Annotated in this window: 19 protein-coding genes; all 19 read right to left on the bottom strand. The window is 44.8% G+C overall.

Annotation, left to right across the window (positions count from 1 at the left end; all coding sequences use genetic code 11):
• Nucleotides 1–2 precede the first annotated feature (2 nt).
• On the bottom strand, nucleotides 3–956 hold the full coding sequence (locus ACIQW9_RS02625) for an NAD-dependent epimerase/dehydratase family protein (RefSeq protein ID WP_402332593.1): 954 nt from the start codon (nucleotides 954–956) through the stop codon (nucleotides 3–5).
• A 17-nt stretch (nucleotides 957–973) separates the two neighbouring features.
• A complete protein-coding gene (locus tag ACIQW9_RS02620; protein ID WP_402332591.1) occupies nucleotides 974–2,131 on the bottom strand; it encodes a glycosyltransferase in 1,158 nt (385 codons plus the stop codon).
• A gap of 7 nt (nucleotides 2,132–2,138) precedes the next feature.
• Nucleotides 2,139–3,035, bottom strand: coding sequence for a glycosyltransferase family 2 protein (locus ACIQW9_RS02615; protein ID WP_402332588.1), 897 nt, complete (start codon nucleotides 3,033–3,035; stop codon nucleotides 2,139–2,141).
• Nucleotides 3,028–3,996, bottom strand: a complete 969-nt coding sequence (locus tag ACIQW9_RS02610; RefSeq protein WP_402332586.1) for an NAD-dependent epimerase/dehydratase family protein — start codon at nucleotides 3,994–3,996, stop codon at nucleotides 3,028–3,030. The genes ACIQW9_RS02615 and ACIQW9_RS02610 overlap by 8 nt, the downstream gene beginning before the upstream one ends.
• 96 nt (nucleotides 3,997–4,092) lie before the next feature.
• On the bottom strand, nucleotides 4,093–5,460 hold the full coding sequence (locus ACIQW9_RS02605) for a hypothetical protein (protein WP_402332583.1): 1,368 nt from the start codon (nucleotides 5,458–5,460) through the stop codon (nucleotides 4,093–4,095).
• Nucleotides 5,445–6,329 (bottom strand): alpha-1,2-fucosyltransferase, encoded by an 885-nt coding sequence (locus tag ACIQW9_RS02600; RefSeq protein ID WP_402332580.1) that lies wholly within the window; start codon nucleotides 6,327–6,329, stop codon nucleotides 5,445–5,447. Before ACIQW9_RS02600 ends, ACIQW9_RS02605 begins: the two co-directional genes overlap by 16 nt.
• 72 nt (nucleotides 6,330–6,401) lie before the next feature.
• On the bottom strand, nucleotides 6,402–7,220 hold the full coding sequence (locus ACIQW9_RS02595; RefSeq protein WP_402332577.1) for an NAD-dependent epimerase/dehydratase family protein: 819 nt from the start codon (nucleotides 7,218–7,220) through the stop codon (nucleotides 6,402–6,404).
• Complete coding sequence (locus ACIQW9_RS02590; protein WP_402332575.1) at nucleotides 7,217–8,491, bottom strand: glycosyltransferase family 4 protein; 1,275 nt, start codon at nucleotides 8,489–8,491, stop codon at nucleotides 7,217–7,219. Before ACIQW9_RS02590 ends, ACIQW9_RS02595 begins: the two co-directional genes overlap by 4 nt.
• Before the next feature lie 68 nt (nucleotides 8,492–8,559).
• Nucleotides 8,560–9,282 carry a glycosyltransferase family 2 protein gene (locus ACIQW9_RS02585; protein WP_402332572.1) on the bottom strand — a complete coding sequence of 241 codons (723 nt, stop codon included), beginning with the start codon at nucleotides 9,280–9,282 and terminating at the stop codon, nucleotides 8,560–8,562.
• 2 nt (nucleotides 9,283–9,284) lie between these two features.
• The gene (locus ACIQW9_RS02580; RefSeq protein WP_402332569.1) at nucleotides 9,285–10,268 is read right to left on the bottom strand and encodes a GDP-mannose 4,6-dehydratase; all 984 of its coding nucleotides are present in this window, start codon (nucleotides 10,266–10,268) and stop codon (nucleotides 9,285–9,287) included.
• A complete protein-coding gene (locus ACIQW9_RS02575; protein ID WP_402332568.1) occupies nucleotides 10,265–11,404 on the bottom strand; it encodes a glycosyltransferase family 4 protein in 1,140 nt (379 codons plus the stop codon). Before ACIQW9_RS02575 ends, ACIQW9_RS02580 begins: the two co-directional genes overlap by 4 nt.
• A complete protein-coding gene (locus ACIQW9_RS02570; protein WP_402332565.1) occupies nucleotides 11,374–12,357 on the bottom strand; it encodes a hypothetical protein in 984 nt (327 codons plus the stop codon). Before ACIQW9_RS02570 ends, ACIQW9_RS02575 begins: the two co-directional genes overlap by 31 nt.
• Before the next feature lie 5 nt (nucleotides 12,358–12,362).
• Complete coding sequence (locus tag ACIQW9_RS02565) at nucleotides 12,363–13,286, bottom strand: glycosyltransferase family 2 protein (RefSeq protein WP_402332562.1); 924 nt, start codon at nucleotides 13,284–13,286, stop codon at nucleotides 12,363–12,365.
• Between the two features lie 2 nt (nucleotides 13,287–13,288).
• Nucleotides 13,289–14,074, bottom strand: coding sequence for a cephalosporin hydroxylase family protein (locus ACIQW9_RS02560; RefSeq protein ID WP_402332559.1), 786 nt, complete (start codon nucleotides 14,072–14,074; stop codon nucleotides 13,289–13,291).
• Nucleotides 14,075–14,084: 10 nt separating this feature from the next.
• Complete coding sequence (locus tag ACIQW9_RS02555) at nucleotides 14,085–14,777, bottom strand: metallophosphoesterase family protein (RefSeq protein ID WP_402332556.1); 693 nt, start codon at nucleotides 14,775–14,777, stop codon at nucleotides 14,085–14,087.
• Nucleotides 14,758–15,756: an ATP-grasp domain-containing protein gene (locus ACIQW9_RS02550; protein ID WP_402332553.1), complete on the bottom strand. Its 999-nt coding sequence runs from the start codon at nucleotides 15,754–15,756 to the stop codon at nucleotides 14,758–14,760. Before ACIQW9_RS02550 ends, ACIQW9_RS02555 begins: the two co-directional genes overlap by 20 nt.
• Nucleotides 15,753–16,634, bottom strand: a complete 882-nt coding sequence (locus ACIQW9_RS02545; protein WP_402332550.1) for an NAD-dependent epimerase/dehydratase family protein — start codon at nucleotides 16,632–16,634, stop codon at nucleotides 15,753–15,755. Before ACIQW9_RS02545 ends, ACIQW9_RS02550 begins: the two co-directional genes overlap by 4 nt.
• Complete coding sequence (locus ACIQW9_RS02540; protein WP_402332547.1) at nucleotides 16,631–17,353, bottom strand: class I SAM-dependent methyltransferase; 723 nt, start codon at nucleotides 17,351–17,353, stop codon at nucleotides 16,631–16,633. Before ACIQW9_RS02540 ends, ACIQW9_RS02545 begins: the two co-directional genes overlap by 4 nt.
• Nucleotides 17,350–18,078, bottom strand: coding sequence for a WbqC family protein (locus ACIQW9_RS02535; RefSeq protein WP_402332545.1), 729 nt, complete (start codon nucleotides 18,076–18,078; stop codon nucleotides 17,350–17,352). Before ACIQW9_RS02535 ends, ACIQW9_RS02540 begins: the two co-directional genes overlap by 4 nt.
• Nucleotides 18,079–18,103: the final 25 nt, after the last annotated feature.

The following is an 18,103-nucleotide window of genomic DNA, read 5'->3' as shown; positions in this document are numbered from 1 at the left end:
CTTCAATTTTCAGTTATCTCACTGGCAGAAGCAGATAGCCCATCTACTAACGTAAATGGGGGCTTCCAGTTCAATTCTCGGCGAATTTTTCCATTATCAATACGCAAAGAACCAACTAACCGGGCCATTTGATCCGTCTTACCAATTAATCTGCCACCAAACTTGAGAAAACCAATTGGGAAAGGCAACAAACGCACCGAAAAATTCATGGTCTCACCCAAGAGCCTCAATAAATCTGGAGTGGAAATTTCTTCACTATCGCTGACTAAATAGATACTTCCCGCAGCGTCCTTATGCAAAGCACAAAGTATGAGAGCATCTACCAAATTTTCTATATAAATGAAACTACGAAGATTTTTTATGGAGGCAAGCGGAAGTGGCATACCACTCGCCAATGATTTCAACATAAGCGAAAAATTACCCGGGGCATTTCTGCCATAAACTAGCGGCGGCCTCAAAATCACCACCCCCAACTTACTTGCCTCGGCGATTTCTAACAAGATCTGCTCAGCCTCCCACTTGGAAAGCGCATAAGCACTGTGTGGATTAACATTATCTTGCTCGGTAAAAGGTCGTCCCAAAGATGTTTCTGCTCCGTTCACTCCTATTGAACTCACGTAAATGAATCGACGGACTCCTCCCCTCGCAGCTGCCCGGGCAAGGCACTCAGTCCCAGTCACATTTACCTGACGAAATGCATCAATTGGTTTCAATGAATCTTCACGCATAACATGCACTCTTGCAGCAAGATGTATGACTATCTCTATGTCTTGGAGTGCATCCTCCCAATCAACATCCAGCCCGATATCGGGAACAACGACTACTTCCGAACATGTAAAGTCTGGCGCGTTAGTGGTGCGCACAATCGCACGGACCCAATGACCGCGTCTTATCAACTCAGCACAAAGTGCGCGTCCTACAAAACCATTTGCACCAGTCACAGCAAACTTAGTCATCAAGCTAATCCGTCCACTTATAGGCAATTACAAGCCATTTTCGCATTACTAGAAAGAACACCATACAAGACCTGCATCTCATGAGTAATATGCTCAGTCGGAAAAAATTCGAGCACATGAAGACGAGCAGCATCACCCATGCGGCCTCTTAATTCATCGTCGCTAATCAATGTTAATAAAGATTTTTCTAAACCACTTGCATCATCCGGCGCAAACAACAATGCCGTTTCATTCTCTTTAACGGCATCAATAATTCCGCTAATACGGGAGGCTACTGCTGGCAAGCCACAGGCTGCGGCTTCAATAACGACCATGCTAAATCCTTCGCGATAACTTGGCAGGCAAAGAACATCTGCGGCGGCCATATAGCGTTCAGGTGTTGAGGTGAAGCGAACGTAACGCAAACGTTCCTTCACCTCACAGCATATGTCTTCAATCAAATCGAAGCGTACTTCTTCTTCCGCACCCAATACCAATAACGCAATTTGATGATTGTTTCTTGCAACAGCGTCAAATGCATAAGCCAAATTTAGAATCCCCTTATCTCTGTTAAGCCTGCCGACAAAGAGAATTACTTTTATTTCAGGCGAGAGATCAAGCTCCCGTCTAATCGTTTCTCTGGCTACTAGATCAGGATGAAACCGTTTAGCATCGACTCCACATATAGAACCCGCACCAATCAGTCGTGCCTTACCTCTTTTCAATATACCTTCACTGACAAGAAAATCTTGCTGGGATTTGCTGTCTGTCAAAATACACGTCGAAAAAGAAATGATTAATCGATCAAAAATTTTCAAAAACAAACGCTTTATTCCAGATTTCGTCACCCAAACTTGCCCAGTAAAGGTATGGATGCGAACAGGTACCATCGCCAGCCATGCGGCCCACATACCGAGCAATCCGGTTTTCGGCATAATCGTATGCACGATATCAAATTTATACCGACGAAACAGAAAGAATAATCTAAACAAAACCAGCAAATCTAAAAACGGAGATGGCTTTCGCTGAATGGGCAACTCAATGATATGAGCAGCCAGGTCGTCAAGCAAATGACGATCCGTTGAATTGCATATAACCGTTACATCGTAGTCTTCAACTGCTGCCTGAATATGCACTCTTAAAAATACGTGAACAGCTGCGGGAACAGTCGCTACATAGCAAAGTTTTTCTTTCACGGCATTTCTATTCCGTTGTATTTAATGATAGGCGGTTCAGTACAGCCGTCCACTCTTCGTTATTGGCGTGATCTACGTCACGCCCCCCCTTGTAATGAGAGAACCCTAGCCTCTTGCCCAAATCACTAAAAATACGTCCTGCATAAGTAATTAATGCCAAGAAAGTAAAGATTAAGCTTTCTTCTGAAAGATATTTCAATTGGAGCGTCAAAACTGTGCGACGTGTTAATGACAACTTGCGCCAATTTACTTTATTTCTTACTCTGTATGCGAACAAAATACTGTCCAAAGTAGCAAACACACTAGTCTTATAGCTTCTTAAAAGAAGCTCCTGATCCTCGCAGAAATACGGCCCTGGAACTGCGTATCGATTTCTCCGAAACCATTCTATTTTCCCCATCCATGTAGGATGAGGCAGATAGAATCCCCGCCAAGGTTTTGCGCATATTTCAGCGTGAGTTAATGCGGCGGGAAATAATCCGGTTATATTGTTTTTTTCATCAATGGTAATAGCACGGACGGCTAAAAGATCAAGATTCGGATTCTGCTCAAGGTGCAGGAACTGAAGAAGAAATCGGTCTGGATAAGACACATCGTCTTGATCCATTCTTGCAAAATATTTTCCACAAGCCAGCTCAACACACTCATTCAATCGAGCAGCCAGTCCTCGATTACTACCGTCTATTAATATCCGAATACGTGAGTCCTTTAAATCCTCGATCGTTTGCAAAGCATCGTCATCAGACCCGTCATCGATAATCAATAGCTCCCAATTCTTGAAGGATTGCTGAAGTATGGATAAGACAGCCAAACGCAAATAAGCGCCTGCATTGAATATTGGCATACCGATAGTTAGCAAAGGCTGCTCAGAATCTGAGCTCTCACTGCGATTAAAGCTAACCATTGAAATTACTCATCCACTTTGCGGTCAAGGCAAGGCCTTCATCGATTCCTATATTTGGCTGCCAGCCTGTATCGCTTTTCAGCTTTGTCGTATCTAACACATTTGCTTTCACATCAAATGGTCTTTCGGGAAGATGTTCAACCTTGACATCAAATCCAATCATCTTCATAGAAGGTGTCATCATCTCGATGACTGCCCTATTTGTAAAACCAATTCCGGAACCGAGATTATAAGTTTCAGACAACTTACCAAATTGCATCGCACTGAAAACTCCAGAAGCCAGATCGCTGACGTAAATATAGTCACGTACAGCCCCCTCTTCACCGAATATTTGTATGGGTTGCCCACGCATTACGCACCCCATCGCAGTTGAAATGAAACCTTGCCCCGCAAATGGTCGCTGCCCCACTCCATACGCATTTGAAGGGCGGATACACACATACCTAAGATCATGCGTCATCGCGTATAGGCGCGCGTAATTCTCCAATGTCAGCTTCGTAAGTCCGTAAGGAGAAATCGGTTGTGTTGAATGATCTTCACGAATAGGGAAATTTTGCGCCTCGCCATATACAGTGCCGCCAGAAGAAATCAATATCAACTTCCCTCCTCTAGCTGCTATCTCAGAGAACAATTGCACAGTCGGAGGCAAATTCTGCAACAAATCCTCTAAAGGATTGTGAAATGAGGTATTTGGCTTACTGGCATATGCCAAATGAACTATTTCCTGATGCGAATCAAGTAACGAGCGGATCAGATCTTTCTGGCCGAAATCTCCTGACACATAAACAGCATCAACAGGCAAGGGAAACTGCGAAGCCGCACTTTTCCCCAATACAGTTACCTTTCGTCCGCTAGCAATCAACAATGGCACTAAATATGACCCGATATAGCCACCGCCACCGATCACCAAGGTTCGGCTTGGGACTGAATCAGGATGAGCCTTCACTAAAAGAGTGTTCATAAACGAGATATATCCTGCATAAATATCTTAAATTCCTCGGATTACTAATTTCGGACATTCAAGCAATAACCGAAGCGCGAATCTGAATATTCAACATTACAATTTCTTAACCTGCCTTAAATGCAAGAGGGCAGCAAGACCCAAGCATATCAACATCACCCACCATGGGTAACGATACCTGTATAAGGCACCAATGAATGGAGTCGCCATTCCATATACAGTCATGACAGAAAAAGACAGTACGATCGGAACCAAAGCACTCCATTCTCTTTTGATAAAAATCCATACGGACATACTAATCAGACCAATATAAAACATGATCGCTTCGATAGGTGTAATGGTATAAAACACAGAAGATCTATAAACAAAAATATAATCCCAGTGCTCAGGCAATGGAGAAAAAATTCCCAACAGTGCGGCTCGAGGCAGGTAAAGTAATGCCTCTAAAGAGCCACTAGGAAAGACATCTCTATCTACAAAGGAAAACAAAGTGGTCGCATTATCCTGAGTATCCAAGAGTGTAAAAATCATGCAACGCTGCCCCATCATTGCCTTCAATTTATGCTCAATGAAATCAGGTAAAAACTCCTCGTTATGCCAAACTTGTCCATCTATATTTGCAAAACATTCAGCCGCAACCGAGTTGTGAGATTGCATTTCCACGCTGCTTTCCCACGTGTTGAGGCGATCAAGGGTGACATCAGATGCAGCGCCTTTCCCTAGGAAAAATAAGGCGATAAGCAAGAAAAAGCCACACAGAAAAAGCTTACGAAATTCCTGTATTTTCAGACCTTTTCTCAATTGAATCACCGAGACAAACAATATGATAAATACAGAAACTGGAAAAAGTATCTGATTCACATATGGTCTCATCAGCCAAATCAAAAAAATGCCGCTCATAAGTGGCAATAAACTACCTAGCTCGTTAGGGCAAGGCTTATGAGTTTCTTTGCTCTGTAGAAGTCTAATCAAACCGTAGGTAAAAAACAGAACTCCCGTCAAGACAAAAGAATCTTTATTGATCTGGGAAAACCAGACCATCATATATGGCGATATAGCCAGAGGAAGAATTGCAATGAGCGAGATACGCATCGGAAACCAGCACAACAAGATCATCAACATGATGAGAGTTGAAGCGCCATGCAAAATCGCATTCAGTACGACGATACCAAATGAGCTGTCCGAAACAAGATACAGCAGGCTCGCGACACCACCCGGTGCATTGCCGCCAGGGCGTAATTCAAACTCTTTATAACCACCCACGCGAATATCTTCAGCCTTTTGCAAAGCCAATTCGTGATAGTACTGAGGGTCGCCGGCAATATGCCCCGTTGTCGACGATGTCATGCGAGGAACCACTATCTCGCGGGATACCGTCATCATCACGATCGCGTATAGAAATGCACAGATAAAAACAATAATGGCCGTTTTTAATCGCCCATCATCTTTCATAATCGAACCCAAGCAGGAGGATAAAGATCACGAGTATCAAATTCAGCGACAAACCATTTCTTGGGTGCGACTACAATTTTCCGCTGGTCCGGATTTAGCCATGCCCCCCACCAACTGAACGAGCTGTTAGCAATAATGTGATGTTTACATAGGCTCATCAATCGCATGTCGTTATAACTTTCACCACCTTGGTTATGGCTCAAATAGTGATGGGGGAAATCCATCTTCAAATTTTCTTTCACCCATTTAATATCATCAGAAAATATATAAAAAACGGGCTGAGCAACTCGCTCCGTCACATATTTAATAGCAGCCTGATAGTACTCAAGGGAACAGACTTGAAAGGTAGATATATTTTTGGGATTGTTAATGTAGTCGCCCCTACGAATATGCACGCTTACTGAAGTTTCAGCTGTAAGTTGCTTTGCCAGTTCAAAATTTGGCCCCTGAAGAATCGGTAAAAATCGAAAATCTTCACGTATATCAACAGATAAGTCGGCAAAATATTTCTCTGACTGCCAATAACCCGAAAGATAGCAATTGTCGGAAATATTTTTGATGCCGGGCCAATAATGAAAATGAGGTTCGGCCACAAAATTTTCATGGCGTAGAAAGGCGCAGTAAGGTTGGGAGATAACCCGCCGCACAATAGCTGGTGATTGCCAACCTAATGCATCTGAAATGTCTTTTGGGGTGGCAATTTCGTATGGCAAATTGAACAAGCGCTGAAGCTCAAACCCCTGGTGCAATTTGTAATTACTAAAACCAGAAATATCTAGGCACAGTTGAGAATTTTTCTTTATTGCTTGCGCACGAGCACTAGCATATTGAAACATTTGATTACCAAGGCCGCCAATTATTTTTGCAATGATCATAGACATGAAAAGAATCGACTCTAGAAGTAGTGCTATTTTCCGACATGAACTTTCAGAAAAAGCCCACCAAAACCATCTTCATCTACCTTCATTCCCCTTCATGAAATGCTCATTCATGTAATTCTCAATTTTTACAAAATCGATGTTAATAAACTCTCGTAGTTTTGTAATATCTGCTCGAGAATATTCGGCCTCTCTTGTCTGAGCATGTTGAATAGATAAAGCCGGGAAACGCCTTTGAGCCAAATCAATCAATGTCGAAATTTTCGTTGCGGTCCCAGTGCCTATATTCAGGTAAGAATAGGGGATATTCATTTGAAGCAACTTAAATACGATAAATGCTACGTCTGCGACATGAATAAAGTCACGCTGAGCAATCCCACCATTGTTCAAGGTAAAAGGAGAGTCGTCATCTAAGGATTTCTTCAAGTGATTGACGATAGAAAAATTATCGTGACCACCATACATATTAAAAATACGAAGTATTTCGTACTTGATGTCGTTCACCGAACAAAACTCTGCAATCATTCTTTCATTCAGGAGCTTGCTCGTTCCATTCAGGCTAACTGGCGAACATTGATGGTCTTCGTTTGTGCGCATATCTTCGCCGTACACTGCGCAGCTGCTCAAGAACACAAATCGCGGAATCCGATGCTCCCGGGCAGACTCCAATAGTCTCGCGGTAGAAGTCAGGTTGGAATCAATTAATCTGGTCGGCGACACACCAATTTTTGTATGCAAATCGCTCGCCGCATGTACAACGACATCGACTCCGCTGAATAGCTCCGGCTTAGGTGCGTGCCACTCATCCCGGCCGAATTGAACCACATCGCAATCTGCCAACTTGAGAAACTCTGTTCCAAAATTTCCCCTTGCGCCGGTAAGTAAAACTTTCATGCTTTTTCGTCTTTCAATCGCAAAAATAGCTGTTCAAAACGATCTGTCACTTTGTCCCAGGTAAAATGATTCCGCCAGTTTTCTCTTCCCGTTGCACCAAGCTTCGCCAACATTTCCTTCTGCGGTATAAGGCCAGCCATTTCCTGCGCAAGGATGCTTGTATCAACTAGGGTATAACCTTTTGCGTCCACAGTTGACGGGCAGATCAATCCTGCGCCAGTCCACTGAGCAATTTCCACCGAATTTCCCACACTTACCGAGAGAAACGGAGTGCCAGCTGCAGCTGTCTCAAATAATACTAGTGGACAGTATTCAATATTAGAGGCAAAAACAAACAAATCGGCAGTCATAAATGCTTGTGTTAACTCAGCCCTGCCGAAATCCGAAACCAGGACCCGTTTGTTGGATTGCGACCTGTTAATACTTTCTGCAATACTTTTAGGAGAGGAGCTTGCGCCATTTACTTTGTTTAAAATCTGTCGCAGTGCATTGAACAGTCCATGAGTTTTTACCAGTCCCCTGATCTTATTCAAGATGCCTACTACGTTTCGCTCCAGCCTTTGAACCTCATTTCCGTTAAGGATAAGCGTAGCATGCTGGCCTTCACCCAACTCCATTTTAGCGAAGGCAGTCACAAGTTCTAAATGTCCTTTCAAACCGGTAAAACTACCGACCGTCAGATACAGAAATGAATCTTTCGGAATCGCATGCCTGGATCTGAATGTGGAGTCGCATGTAGAATTAAATTCCAGTTCACTCGCACCATTAGGGAAGACAGAGAATTTTTGAATGCCATGCTCTTTTGCATAATCAATGTCACGATACTTCGTCGCATTGAAAATCAAATGGTCAAACTTATGAAGGATGCTAGGCAATTTCTGAAAATACTCAGCGTATCCTGGCTCATACAAACCAGAAAATCCACAAGGTACGAATACCTTTGCCGAAGAACAGCTGTCCAGCACTGACCATAAGGCATCAAACGTCCACTGCTGTGCGGCATAAATCATCACCACATCAAAATCACCTTCAGATACGTACTTCTGATAAGCACTCACCTCACCAGTCATGCCACTGACAATGTTTCCAGCAACATCAAATTCCTGGATCGCAACGCCATTCAGCAAGTTGAATTCGCGCATAGGCAAACGGGTCGTTGCTACGGTAAGTTCATGCCCCCGCTCGACAAGTCGTTCAGCGATTTGTCGAATGACTTCCTGTACACCACCAATGCTTGGCGCATAAAACTGGCAGCAAAACAATATTCGCATCAACAAGCGCCTTTATAAATACAAACCCTTACGGGAAATCAAAGAATTCTATGGATATCCAACCTGAATCAGGTTGCGCGATATCCCTTTAGACGACGGTGCAAAGCTTTGATAAAGTTCGCGACAGGATAGCGCCAGCCAAGTAACTCGAACCTGATTAGTTCCACCTCGGCCAAAGATCGGTCTGTATTACCAGAAGCACCGCCACGGTGATGCAAAGCAGTAATCGAAGAAAGCACCTTAAATGTGTGACCTGAAAGATAAGCGCGTAGAAAAAAATCGTAATCCGCAGCAATCTTTAAATCTTCACGAAATAAATACTCTTTTAGAAGAGTACTTTTAACAAATGTTGAAGGATGTGGAATGGAATTAAAAAACCAGAGCTGCCATGGTTTAGCCACCAATCTTTCAGTTGGTACAGCGAAGGATCCGATCAGCGATACCGCAGAAATTATATCGACCTCATCGGATTGCAAGACTCTCAGCACTTCAGGGAATCCTGCTATTAACAACTCATCATCACCATTGATAAACAAAATATATTTGCCACGGGCAAAACAAATACCCTTATTCATTGCATTGTAAATACCGGTATCAGGTTCCGATACCATGCGATCAACTATGCCGCCGTACTGTTCAAGCAACTGCAATGTGCCATCAGTGGATACACCATCAATGACGAGATATTCGATGTCAGAATTCTTAATAGCCTGAACGGAAAGAAGCGTTTTTTCGAGCGTATTGGCACAATTTTTCGTCACTGTGACGATAGTCAAAAGCGGTGATTCCATTTTTATATTTTCCCAAACTGACTAGTATCATTCATCAACTCAGCCTCAACCAGTCGACCTATCAATACAGGAAATGAGACCGATGATGTCCATTCAAGCACGCGAGCTGCCTTTGATGGATCACCTGCGCTATGAATAATTTCGGATGGGCGAAATAGTGCTGTATCTGAGTCGACATGGGCATGCCAATCCATACCTAGATGCTCAAACACCTGCGAAACAAATTCTTCCAGCGTATGTGTACTACCTGTCGCGATGACATAGTCATCGGGATTCTTTTGCTGCATCATGCGCCACATAGCATCTACAAAATCAGGTGACCATCCCCAGTCCCGTGCAATATCAAGCCTCCCCAATACAAGCCGTTCTTTAGAACCTGCCGCTATTCGACAGGCAGTCGAAACTATTTTCCGTGTAACAAAGCGGGCCGGTCTCAAAGGAGATTCATGATTGAAAAGAATACCGTTACAACAAAACAAACCGTACGCTTCACGATAGTTAGTTACCAGCCAGTGCGCAGATGCCTTGGCAACACCATAAGGGCTGCGTGGTCTAAATGGGGTCATTTCATTGGCATGCTCCTCCAGGCCAACCTCACCAAAGCACTCACTGGAACTTGCGTGATAAATGCGAGACTTCGCCCCAAGAAAACGAACTGCCTCAAGAAGGTTGAGTGCCCCGTATGTAATGCTTTCTATACTTTCGGCCGGCTGATCAAAAGACAAGCCGACAGAACTCTGGCCTGAAAGAAAATAAATCTCATCAGGCTCAGAGCGCGACAAAGTATTAAGAACACTACGGAAATCGCTTTGTGCCATCGAAAGCACATTAACCTGACTGCGTACTCCCAACTTATCAAGGTTCGAAAAGTTCGCCACCTGCGCATCGCGAGACGTCCCCCAAACCTGGTAACCTTTGGTCAACAAAAGCTGGGCGAGATAAGCACCGTCCTGACCTGACACTCCACAAATAAGCGCTTTTTTCAAGTCAGGCTCCGATATATGGACATAGTCTCCCTGGCGCACTTCTCCCAACTGAAAGTACGATACTGCTGCAAACCACGTGCAACAAGATCTGCTTTGCGTTCATCTGACTGCAATACCAATTCCATTGCGGCCGTCATTGACTCTTCACTATTCGGGTCAAAATACTCACCTGCATCCCCAACAACTTCCGGTACTGAACTAGTATTGCTGCAAATAACAGCACAACCGGCGGCCATAGCCTCAAGAGGAGGAATGCCAAATCCTTCGTAAAGTGACGGATAAACCAGCGCCTCTGCTCCAAGATACAAGGAAGCCAGCACCGAATCAGAACCTGAACGATAGCCAAGCTGATTATCCCGAAGTCCATGACCAGCTGCGGCCGTCAATTCAGCCGTGCTTAAAGGTCCACCACCAAAACAGATAATGTCGAACTCTTTCTTCAGGTACTCAGATTGCGCAAACGCTCGCACAAATCGATCAAAATTCTTATAGCCGCCGCGATTGCCAACGTACAAAAGGAAGGGACGATCGCCATGCAATCCCTTTCCCTTTGATGTATCACCAACGACCTCAAACTCAACATCAGCACTTAGATAGACAACCGAGGTTCTCTCTTCCGGAACGCCGCAAAATTCAATTAAATCACGGCGCGTATTTTCCGAAATACAGATAACGTGATCCGCACGCAATACCGCAGCTTTTTTAGGACCAGACGTCATACCGCTCTGATCAAACATATCTGCATATTTTTCGTGAATCATGTCATACACAGTTAGCACGCGCTTCGCCTTATGCGGACGATAATCGTCATAAGAAAAATAGGTTTCATGCAAAATATCAGGCTCGAAACGATTGATCGCCCTTCGGCTAAGATGTTTGCTCGCTTCAATCGCGAGACGAAAAATCTTGGACGGCAGTTTAGGCAGAAAGATGCCTTTACCCGACACTCCATGCAAAGCATCCAAGTTACGGTTGAAGTGCAGCGGCGCTACCACACGCGTATCTATATTAGGCATCTGTGCAAGATGTTTAGCCAAACTGCAGATGTAGCGGGATATGCCGCCATATTCTTGCAGCAGAAACACCTGCTGATCAAACGCAATTTTCAAAGTACAGCTCCAAGTCCAGCGAGCCACTTTTCAGAATAGAGTTCACCCAGATGCCCCAATTTAACCAATTCACCAGTTTGAGAACGGGATAAATTCACAATCGGAAGCTCCTTGATCAAATCAGCCCGCGCCGGGCCTCCGATAAACATCAAGCATCCTTCGGCATCTCTCGCTTCCCGCGCCGCCGATGGAAATGCGCAAACACGATCCAATTTATCCGTTACCAATACAGATAGGTCGTTGCGCACGAAAAAAGCATTGCAACCATTAGACGCCGTTCCAACAAACGCATATCCCTTAGCCTTACCCAAAGCGATCATCGCCTGAAGCGAAGCGCCAAAATACAATAAAGAGTGATGGGCATTAGCGCGCTGAAAATCCGAACGATAAGGCACGGTTAATTGATGCAAATCGCCAAAAACAGCGTTGTATTCGCAAACAACGATCGCAGGATTTACCACAGTAATCGCCTGCCATACCCAGTAATCGTTGCCGTCGATATCCACAGATAACAGGCCGACATCTCCCGAAAAACCGGCGTTTTCTATAAGTTGATTGATATTGTCACGATCAATAAACACACGTTTCGCCTGCAATTCATGTCGCCAGTAAAGCTCTTGTCCTTGTATGTCCTCTATGTGATCGGCAGAGCCATCCAGAATCAAGCCACGCCAATTTCGTAGCTGTAATAACAGACGTGTATTTGACTCACGATAGTCACCAACGCCAAATTCTATAAATGAATGTGGAATATCTTGAAGAACTTCAATCAGCCAATCAATGATGCCGTCTTCACCCCATTGAGAAAATGCACAGAATTCAACTTCCTGTAATCCTTGGATCTTTTGACGAGCGCGATTTGCTTTCGCCATGGCTAATGCCTGCAAAATCACCTGACGTTCAGCCAGGCGCTCCAGCGGAGCGTTTGCTATCACAAGTTGGCGCTGTAAACGCTTTTTAAATTCATGAACCAGACGCATGGAGATTATTCCAGATGAGTGAGCTTGCGCTTTGGCTTCAGATGCGCGCAATAGAGTTGATAAAGGGCTGAATAAGCTTGCCCCCAACTTGCCCGCATATTTATTTTAAACAACGCCCTTAATATTTTAAACTTCTCCCGCAATGGAAATTGCGCTGAAAGTTTAAGCACGTACAAGCTCAAACGATAAAAAGGTAATAGCAATTCTATTCGCCGAGTACGAAAAGCACGATAAGAACCTGATCGACTACTAACACCATTTAAGCCAAATATTGTTAGCCCTTTATCGCAACGATGAATATTCCCTTGACTCGCTAAGAACAAATTAAAAGCCCAATCAGCGGCGGCAAAAGATTGGCCGAAAAGTTCGCACTTCTTTAACACTTCAGTACGAACAACCGAATAAAAAATACCATGCGATTCCCAGCAGTTTTGAAAAAAGAGATGAAACCTATCATGGATCGTTGGCGCAGCGATAGAAAACGATATGAAGTTTGCGCCGACTGGCGGCTCTCCCTCGAAACAATTTGGACTGGCCGATGCTACATAATCGGGATTATTTTCGAGGAACCGTACATTTTCTTCGAGAAAATCCAGTGTTCGCACGTCATCACAAGCAGCCCATAAAAAATACCGTCCGCGTGCCTGATCCATAACATATTGAAAATTAAACACAGCGCCCAAATTCTGGACCTGTCTTATGTAACGGACACGTACATCTCTATCCGCGAAAGCTTGACAAATCGCAGCCGTTCCATCGTTAGAATTATTGTCAGAAATAATCAATTCAAAATCGACTAGACTTTGTCTCAACAAAGAATCCAGTACCCGCTCTAAAGTTGCTGCGCCGTTATAAACAGGTACTCCTATGGAGACAAGGGGCATTACAGGCCTAGTTTCAGATGAATCTAATTTTGAATTTTTCTCCACGGCTAGGCTTTGACTCGCTTCAAATATCCGTCTGGTGCGACGGTAATTAATAACTTGTCTTGTATACTTTTGTCGATCTCAAATTCGAAATGTTTTTTCAGCCATTCATGCACCGCTGTTTTTGGACTATTACCCGGGCTCCAAGGGCGACCTACACACAAATTTTCTGGCATATCCTCAACAACCGTATCAAACACCACGCAATAGCTACCGACGCTGACTAAGGGCGCATAGGCTTCAAGTTCCGCCAATACATGTTCGTGAGTATGATTTGAATCAAGAAAGACCAGTATCCGTTTTCCACCAGCCGCAATTTGTTTAACCCGCTCAATAGTATCGACCGCAATACTGGATCCCTGAATCATCGTAATCAGGTGGCTCAAAGGATGCTGCTCTATCGCCTCCTTGTTATGAGCACGTATATCAATGTCCACCCCAATCACCTTACGTGACGACAAACCAGGCGTAAGCGCTGTCTTATTAGTCTGCGCGTCGCAGTAATCGAGGAGGGCCAACATGGACGCACTCATAATTAGGGAGCCGCCATGAGCAATGCCAGTTTCAATGATAATGTCTGGTCGTGTTTCCCATATGATCTCCTGCATTGCCTGTATATCTTGAGGATACTGAATAATCGGCCGTCCAAGCCAGGTAAAATTATAAGTATAGGCACCTACCGTACCTGCCTTGAGCATCCAAGCTAGAGAATCGTCCGGCAAGGAGACATCCTGTCCTAGGCGTTGTATGTTCTGTTCGACTTCTGTCTTGAATTGTTGAATAGGATTCATATTTTGACTTTCAGGTTTTAGTGATTTTTATACTATCTATGCGCCCACCAATTTGAGCGCCTTTGTAAAGATTTTCATAGCAGAATGGTTCAAAACCTGCGGCCTTCATTGCTTCCACCGCCCTATCAATGTCATAGGGAACCCGATGCAGCTCCACCTTGTCTTGATAAAGTACCGCATAAGCGGCGCGATTATCGCCATCCCGTGGTTGACCGACAGAACCGGGATTACAATATCCGCAATCATCGAAATCAACCACAATCTGCACATGCGTATGGCCGGAAAACAGCCAACGAACGCCTGCTGGAATAATTTCGCGTGCGACATTATAAATGTACTGATCTCTGGGGTCTTCAGGACCGCCATGCACGAAAAGTCGGTCGCCATCACGCAGATAATCAACTGATGCTTTCAGCCAATCCACGTGTGCAGGACTAAGAACACTCCGCTGGTAATCAATGATCTGCGTTACCACACGCGAACGCGGGCAATTTTCTTCCAGCGTGATGTAACTATCGTGATTTCCCAGAATATTTTTTGCGCCCAGTTCACGTAATAAATCTATACATTCACCAGGCTGCGCACCATACCCAGCAACATCACCCAACGAAAGAAAATTCGTACAGCCACGCGACTTCGCGTCTGCGATCACCGCTTCCAATGCAGGAAGATTGCCGTGAATATCAGAGAGAATCGCTAGCATAAGTCACAAAATCTTCTGTATAGCGCCACGCAATGCCCTCGCGCAACACAGGTACACTTGGCGTTTTGCCGTAGAGATAGTAATCAATCGACATTTCAGTTTCGTTGAAACCGAAAGCCGTACGCAAAGAATTACTGCTGGAAAACCGCGGATTTATCTCCAACAAATATGGCGTATCTCGTTCAACACGAAATTGCAGATTAGTCGGACCGACGGGTCTGAAATGCTGACATAGCTTAGTCACGGCTTCTTGCAGAATCAGGTGCTCGGATACAAGCTCTGCCTCTAACGTATTGCCCGCCGAGGATAAACGGCGACGGAAAATAATAGGTGGCAGGATGTCGCCATCACCGAGCCCAAAAACTCCTACCGTATATTCCTCATCGTCGCTGCCAACGATACGTTGCAACATCCATGTGTCGCGGGCCTTATTGCTCCAGTATTGGAAATCCCGTTCATCCACCAATTTCACTATGCCACGTGAACCATTCCCTCTCAGCGGTTTTAGCAACAAAGGAGGAGGGCCGAGTACATCTACAGCCTCAACCCATGATTTTGGTTGCACAGACGGTATGACGGGATAATCGATACCCGAAAGTATTTCTCCAAAAATCCATTTATCGCTGGTCTGTTCAATCAATTGTGGCGTATTCAACGCAAGTATCACACCTTGCGCCTCAAACCAGGCGCGGTGTTGATTCAAAAAATGCATATCGATTTCGAGGCCTGGCAAAACAAGGGTGATGCCATGCTGCTGAATCACGTGTTCCCAATAGTCCAGATAGGCTTGGCTACTTTCAGAAACGTCAGGTTTTTTTTCGAAAACATCAACAGCATAAGTACCGGGAGAGCGCTCATTGCGATCTACGCCAATAATATTTACACCACGCCCCGATGTGCGTAGGCTACGGACAATGCCTTGTCCTATGAGGGCTCCAACACCGGTAACGGCAATATTAAGAGTTGTCGGCGAACTCATTGCACATCCAATGGGCCGAAAGCCTCTGCCGTGCCTGCATTGCGAATCAATGTCAAACCATCCTCAAGGGAAATCCTAGGATGGAAACCCAGCAAGTCAAATACCGATTCGTCCTTTGGAAAGTACATTTTTCGAAATGGCTTTTTTGCCGCATCAATTTCAATTGAGCCGCCACGATCAAAGACGACATTTGCCTGACGCGCAAATTCCAGAAGATCAGTATCGACTGGGAAACTGACTGGGCGAATACCGGCCAACGATGAATCTGCTGCTCGAATAAGCAACTGTGCAGCATCTGACACATGCATGAAATTTCGCGGGCCATCGGCGGTAGGCATTTTCAGCGTAAGACCGTGCGATGCGTAAGCGACAATACGCCCAAACCATGGTTGATGCGTACAGCACGCACCCTCTGTGTCCCACAGCTGCGTCAATCTGAGACTGCAAAAATCACCACCAATTTTCGTCATTCCCCATTGCAAAATACGCTCGGCCTCACCCTTGCTGAAGCCATATGCACCAAGAGGAATGCCAGACTCGACGAGTTGATCGGAGGACAAAGAGCCCGCATACACAATCTTGCGCACACCAGTATGCTGAACAATATCCAGAACCTGCGCACAACCAGCCATATTGACGCTCAGGTTCTGTTTAACACCATCCAAATCATCTCCCCCAAATGCGGAGGCGCAATGAATCAGTACTTCGGCTTGCACCGATTTTCGGAATGTTGGCGCATCACTCGAACCTAGATTTACCACGATGTCACTATCAAGATGTCTGCCGGCACTAATGATCTCAACACCTTTGTTCGATAACTGGCGTGTAATCTCGCGCCCCAGCATCGAAGTAGCGCCGAGTACAACAACCGCTTTCATCGTACTTCCAACTCCATCATCAACCCTACACATAGATCCGGGAAATCAACTCCGACTTTAAGCATCGCCTGCAAATTTGCATCCATGTCATCAAGAGTTTTCAATACACCTAAGGGAAGTGGTTTGAGATAAATACCTTCTTCATGGGTAATACGATAACCGGCACGCTCAACCGCTGCAGTCAGCGTATCTCGGCAATATTGCCGTTGGTGTCCTAATGCAATGTCGTTGGAGTTCAGACTGTAAATGTCATCTATCAAACCCATTTCCAATCCCAGTCTACGGTTCATTGATTTAGCGTTTGGCACCGCGACATAAAGCTTGCCATCAGGCTTGAGGAAGGGACGATAATGTTCAAGTATTAAGTCTGGGTCATCCACGTGTTCGAGAATAAATCCCATAACGATGATGTCAAAAGCTTCTTCTGGATTGTAATCTTCAAAATAGGCTTCGACGATTTCACCGTGAAAATCAGGTGTGCTTTGACGGAACTGGTCAATGACAACTGACGAGCCATCCACCACTACATGGTTATCACATGCCTTGGTGAATATCTTTGCCGTATAACCATGTCCAAGCCCTAACTCAAGCAATGAAGGGGTATGTTTAAAACGAGCGATAATACGATGTGGATACCAATTCAGAATGAGATTATTCTCAATTTCTGTCGCAGCATTCGGGCGATATTCGGACGATACCAGATTCAAGTCTTTTTTCATGTCTTTGATTTAGTGTTTTCAGTAGCCGATAAAAAATCACGCCAAGGTCTTGCTTTTCCACGGATGTGTGCGACGCCACTCTGTCCACAATGTGCGATTAAATCAAGGGCACTAACGTACGGGGTAAAGCTCCCGTACGACTGCGGGTACTCATCGAGATCATAGTCAATGTATGTCACATCGACACCTTGTTCTTCAAAACTCTCATGCGCCAGATAATTTCGTGCGCCATGCCCAGTAAGGTAGCAATCAGCTCTAAGGGTCACACAAATATCAATAAGTCGCTTACTACTCGAGCCATCAATACCGAGATTCGATGATTTCAGAAAAGGTTTATTCAGCGCAATTTCAGGAAAACTACGAACAAGCACATCTGTAGATGCTTGTGCAAGATCTCCAATAATGTCGTAATCGCTTGAAAAAACCTCGTCCACGAGATTCAGCATGTAATCTTTGAACGGAGCCTCTGCATAAGCCTGCTTGAGTTGATCGCGATGACTACGCTTCCAGTCAGTACTGTTGTCTATTCGAACCTCATTTATTAACTGTCCGCGCCGCCAATCGAGAAGAGGAACCGTGAGCCAACGGATGCCATGCGGGGTCTTAATCTGAACACGATTAAAAAATCCACGCGCAAACTGAACATCGTCGTAATAAACAAAGGTATCGCAAAGCCCAATCTGTTCAAGAATGCCCACCCATGGAAAGTACATAGGTTGTGACACGACAACGCATCGCTTGTAACACTTC

Origin of the sequence: Herminiimonas sp. NPDC097707 (genome assembly GCF_044761395.1) — a bacterium.
Taxonomy (GTDB): Bacteria; Pseudomonadota; Gammaproteobacteria; order Burkholderiales; family Burkholderiaceae_D; genus Oxalicibacterium.
Note: the sequence above shows the minus strand (reverse complement) of the source record. Positions and strands in the feature narration are given on the sequence as shown.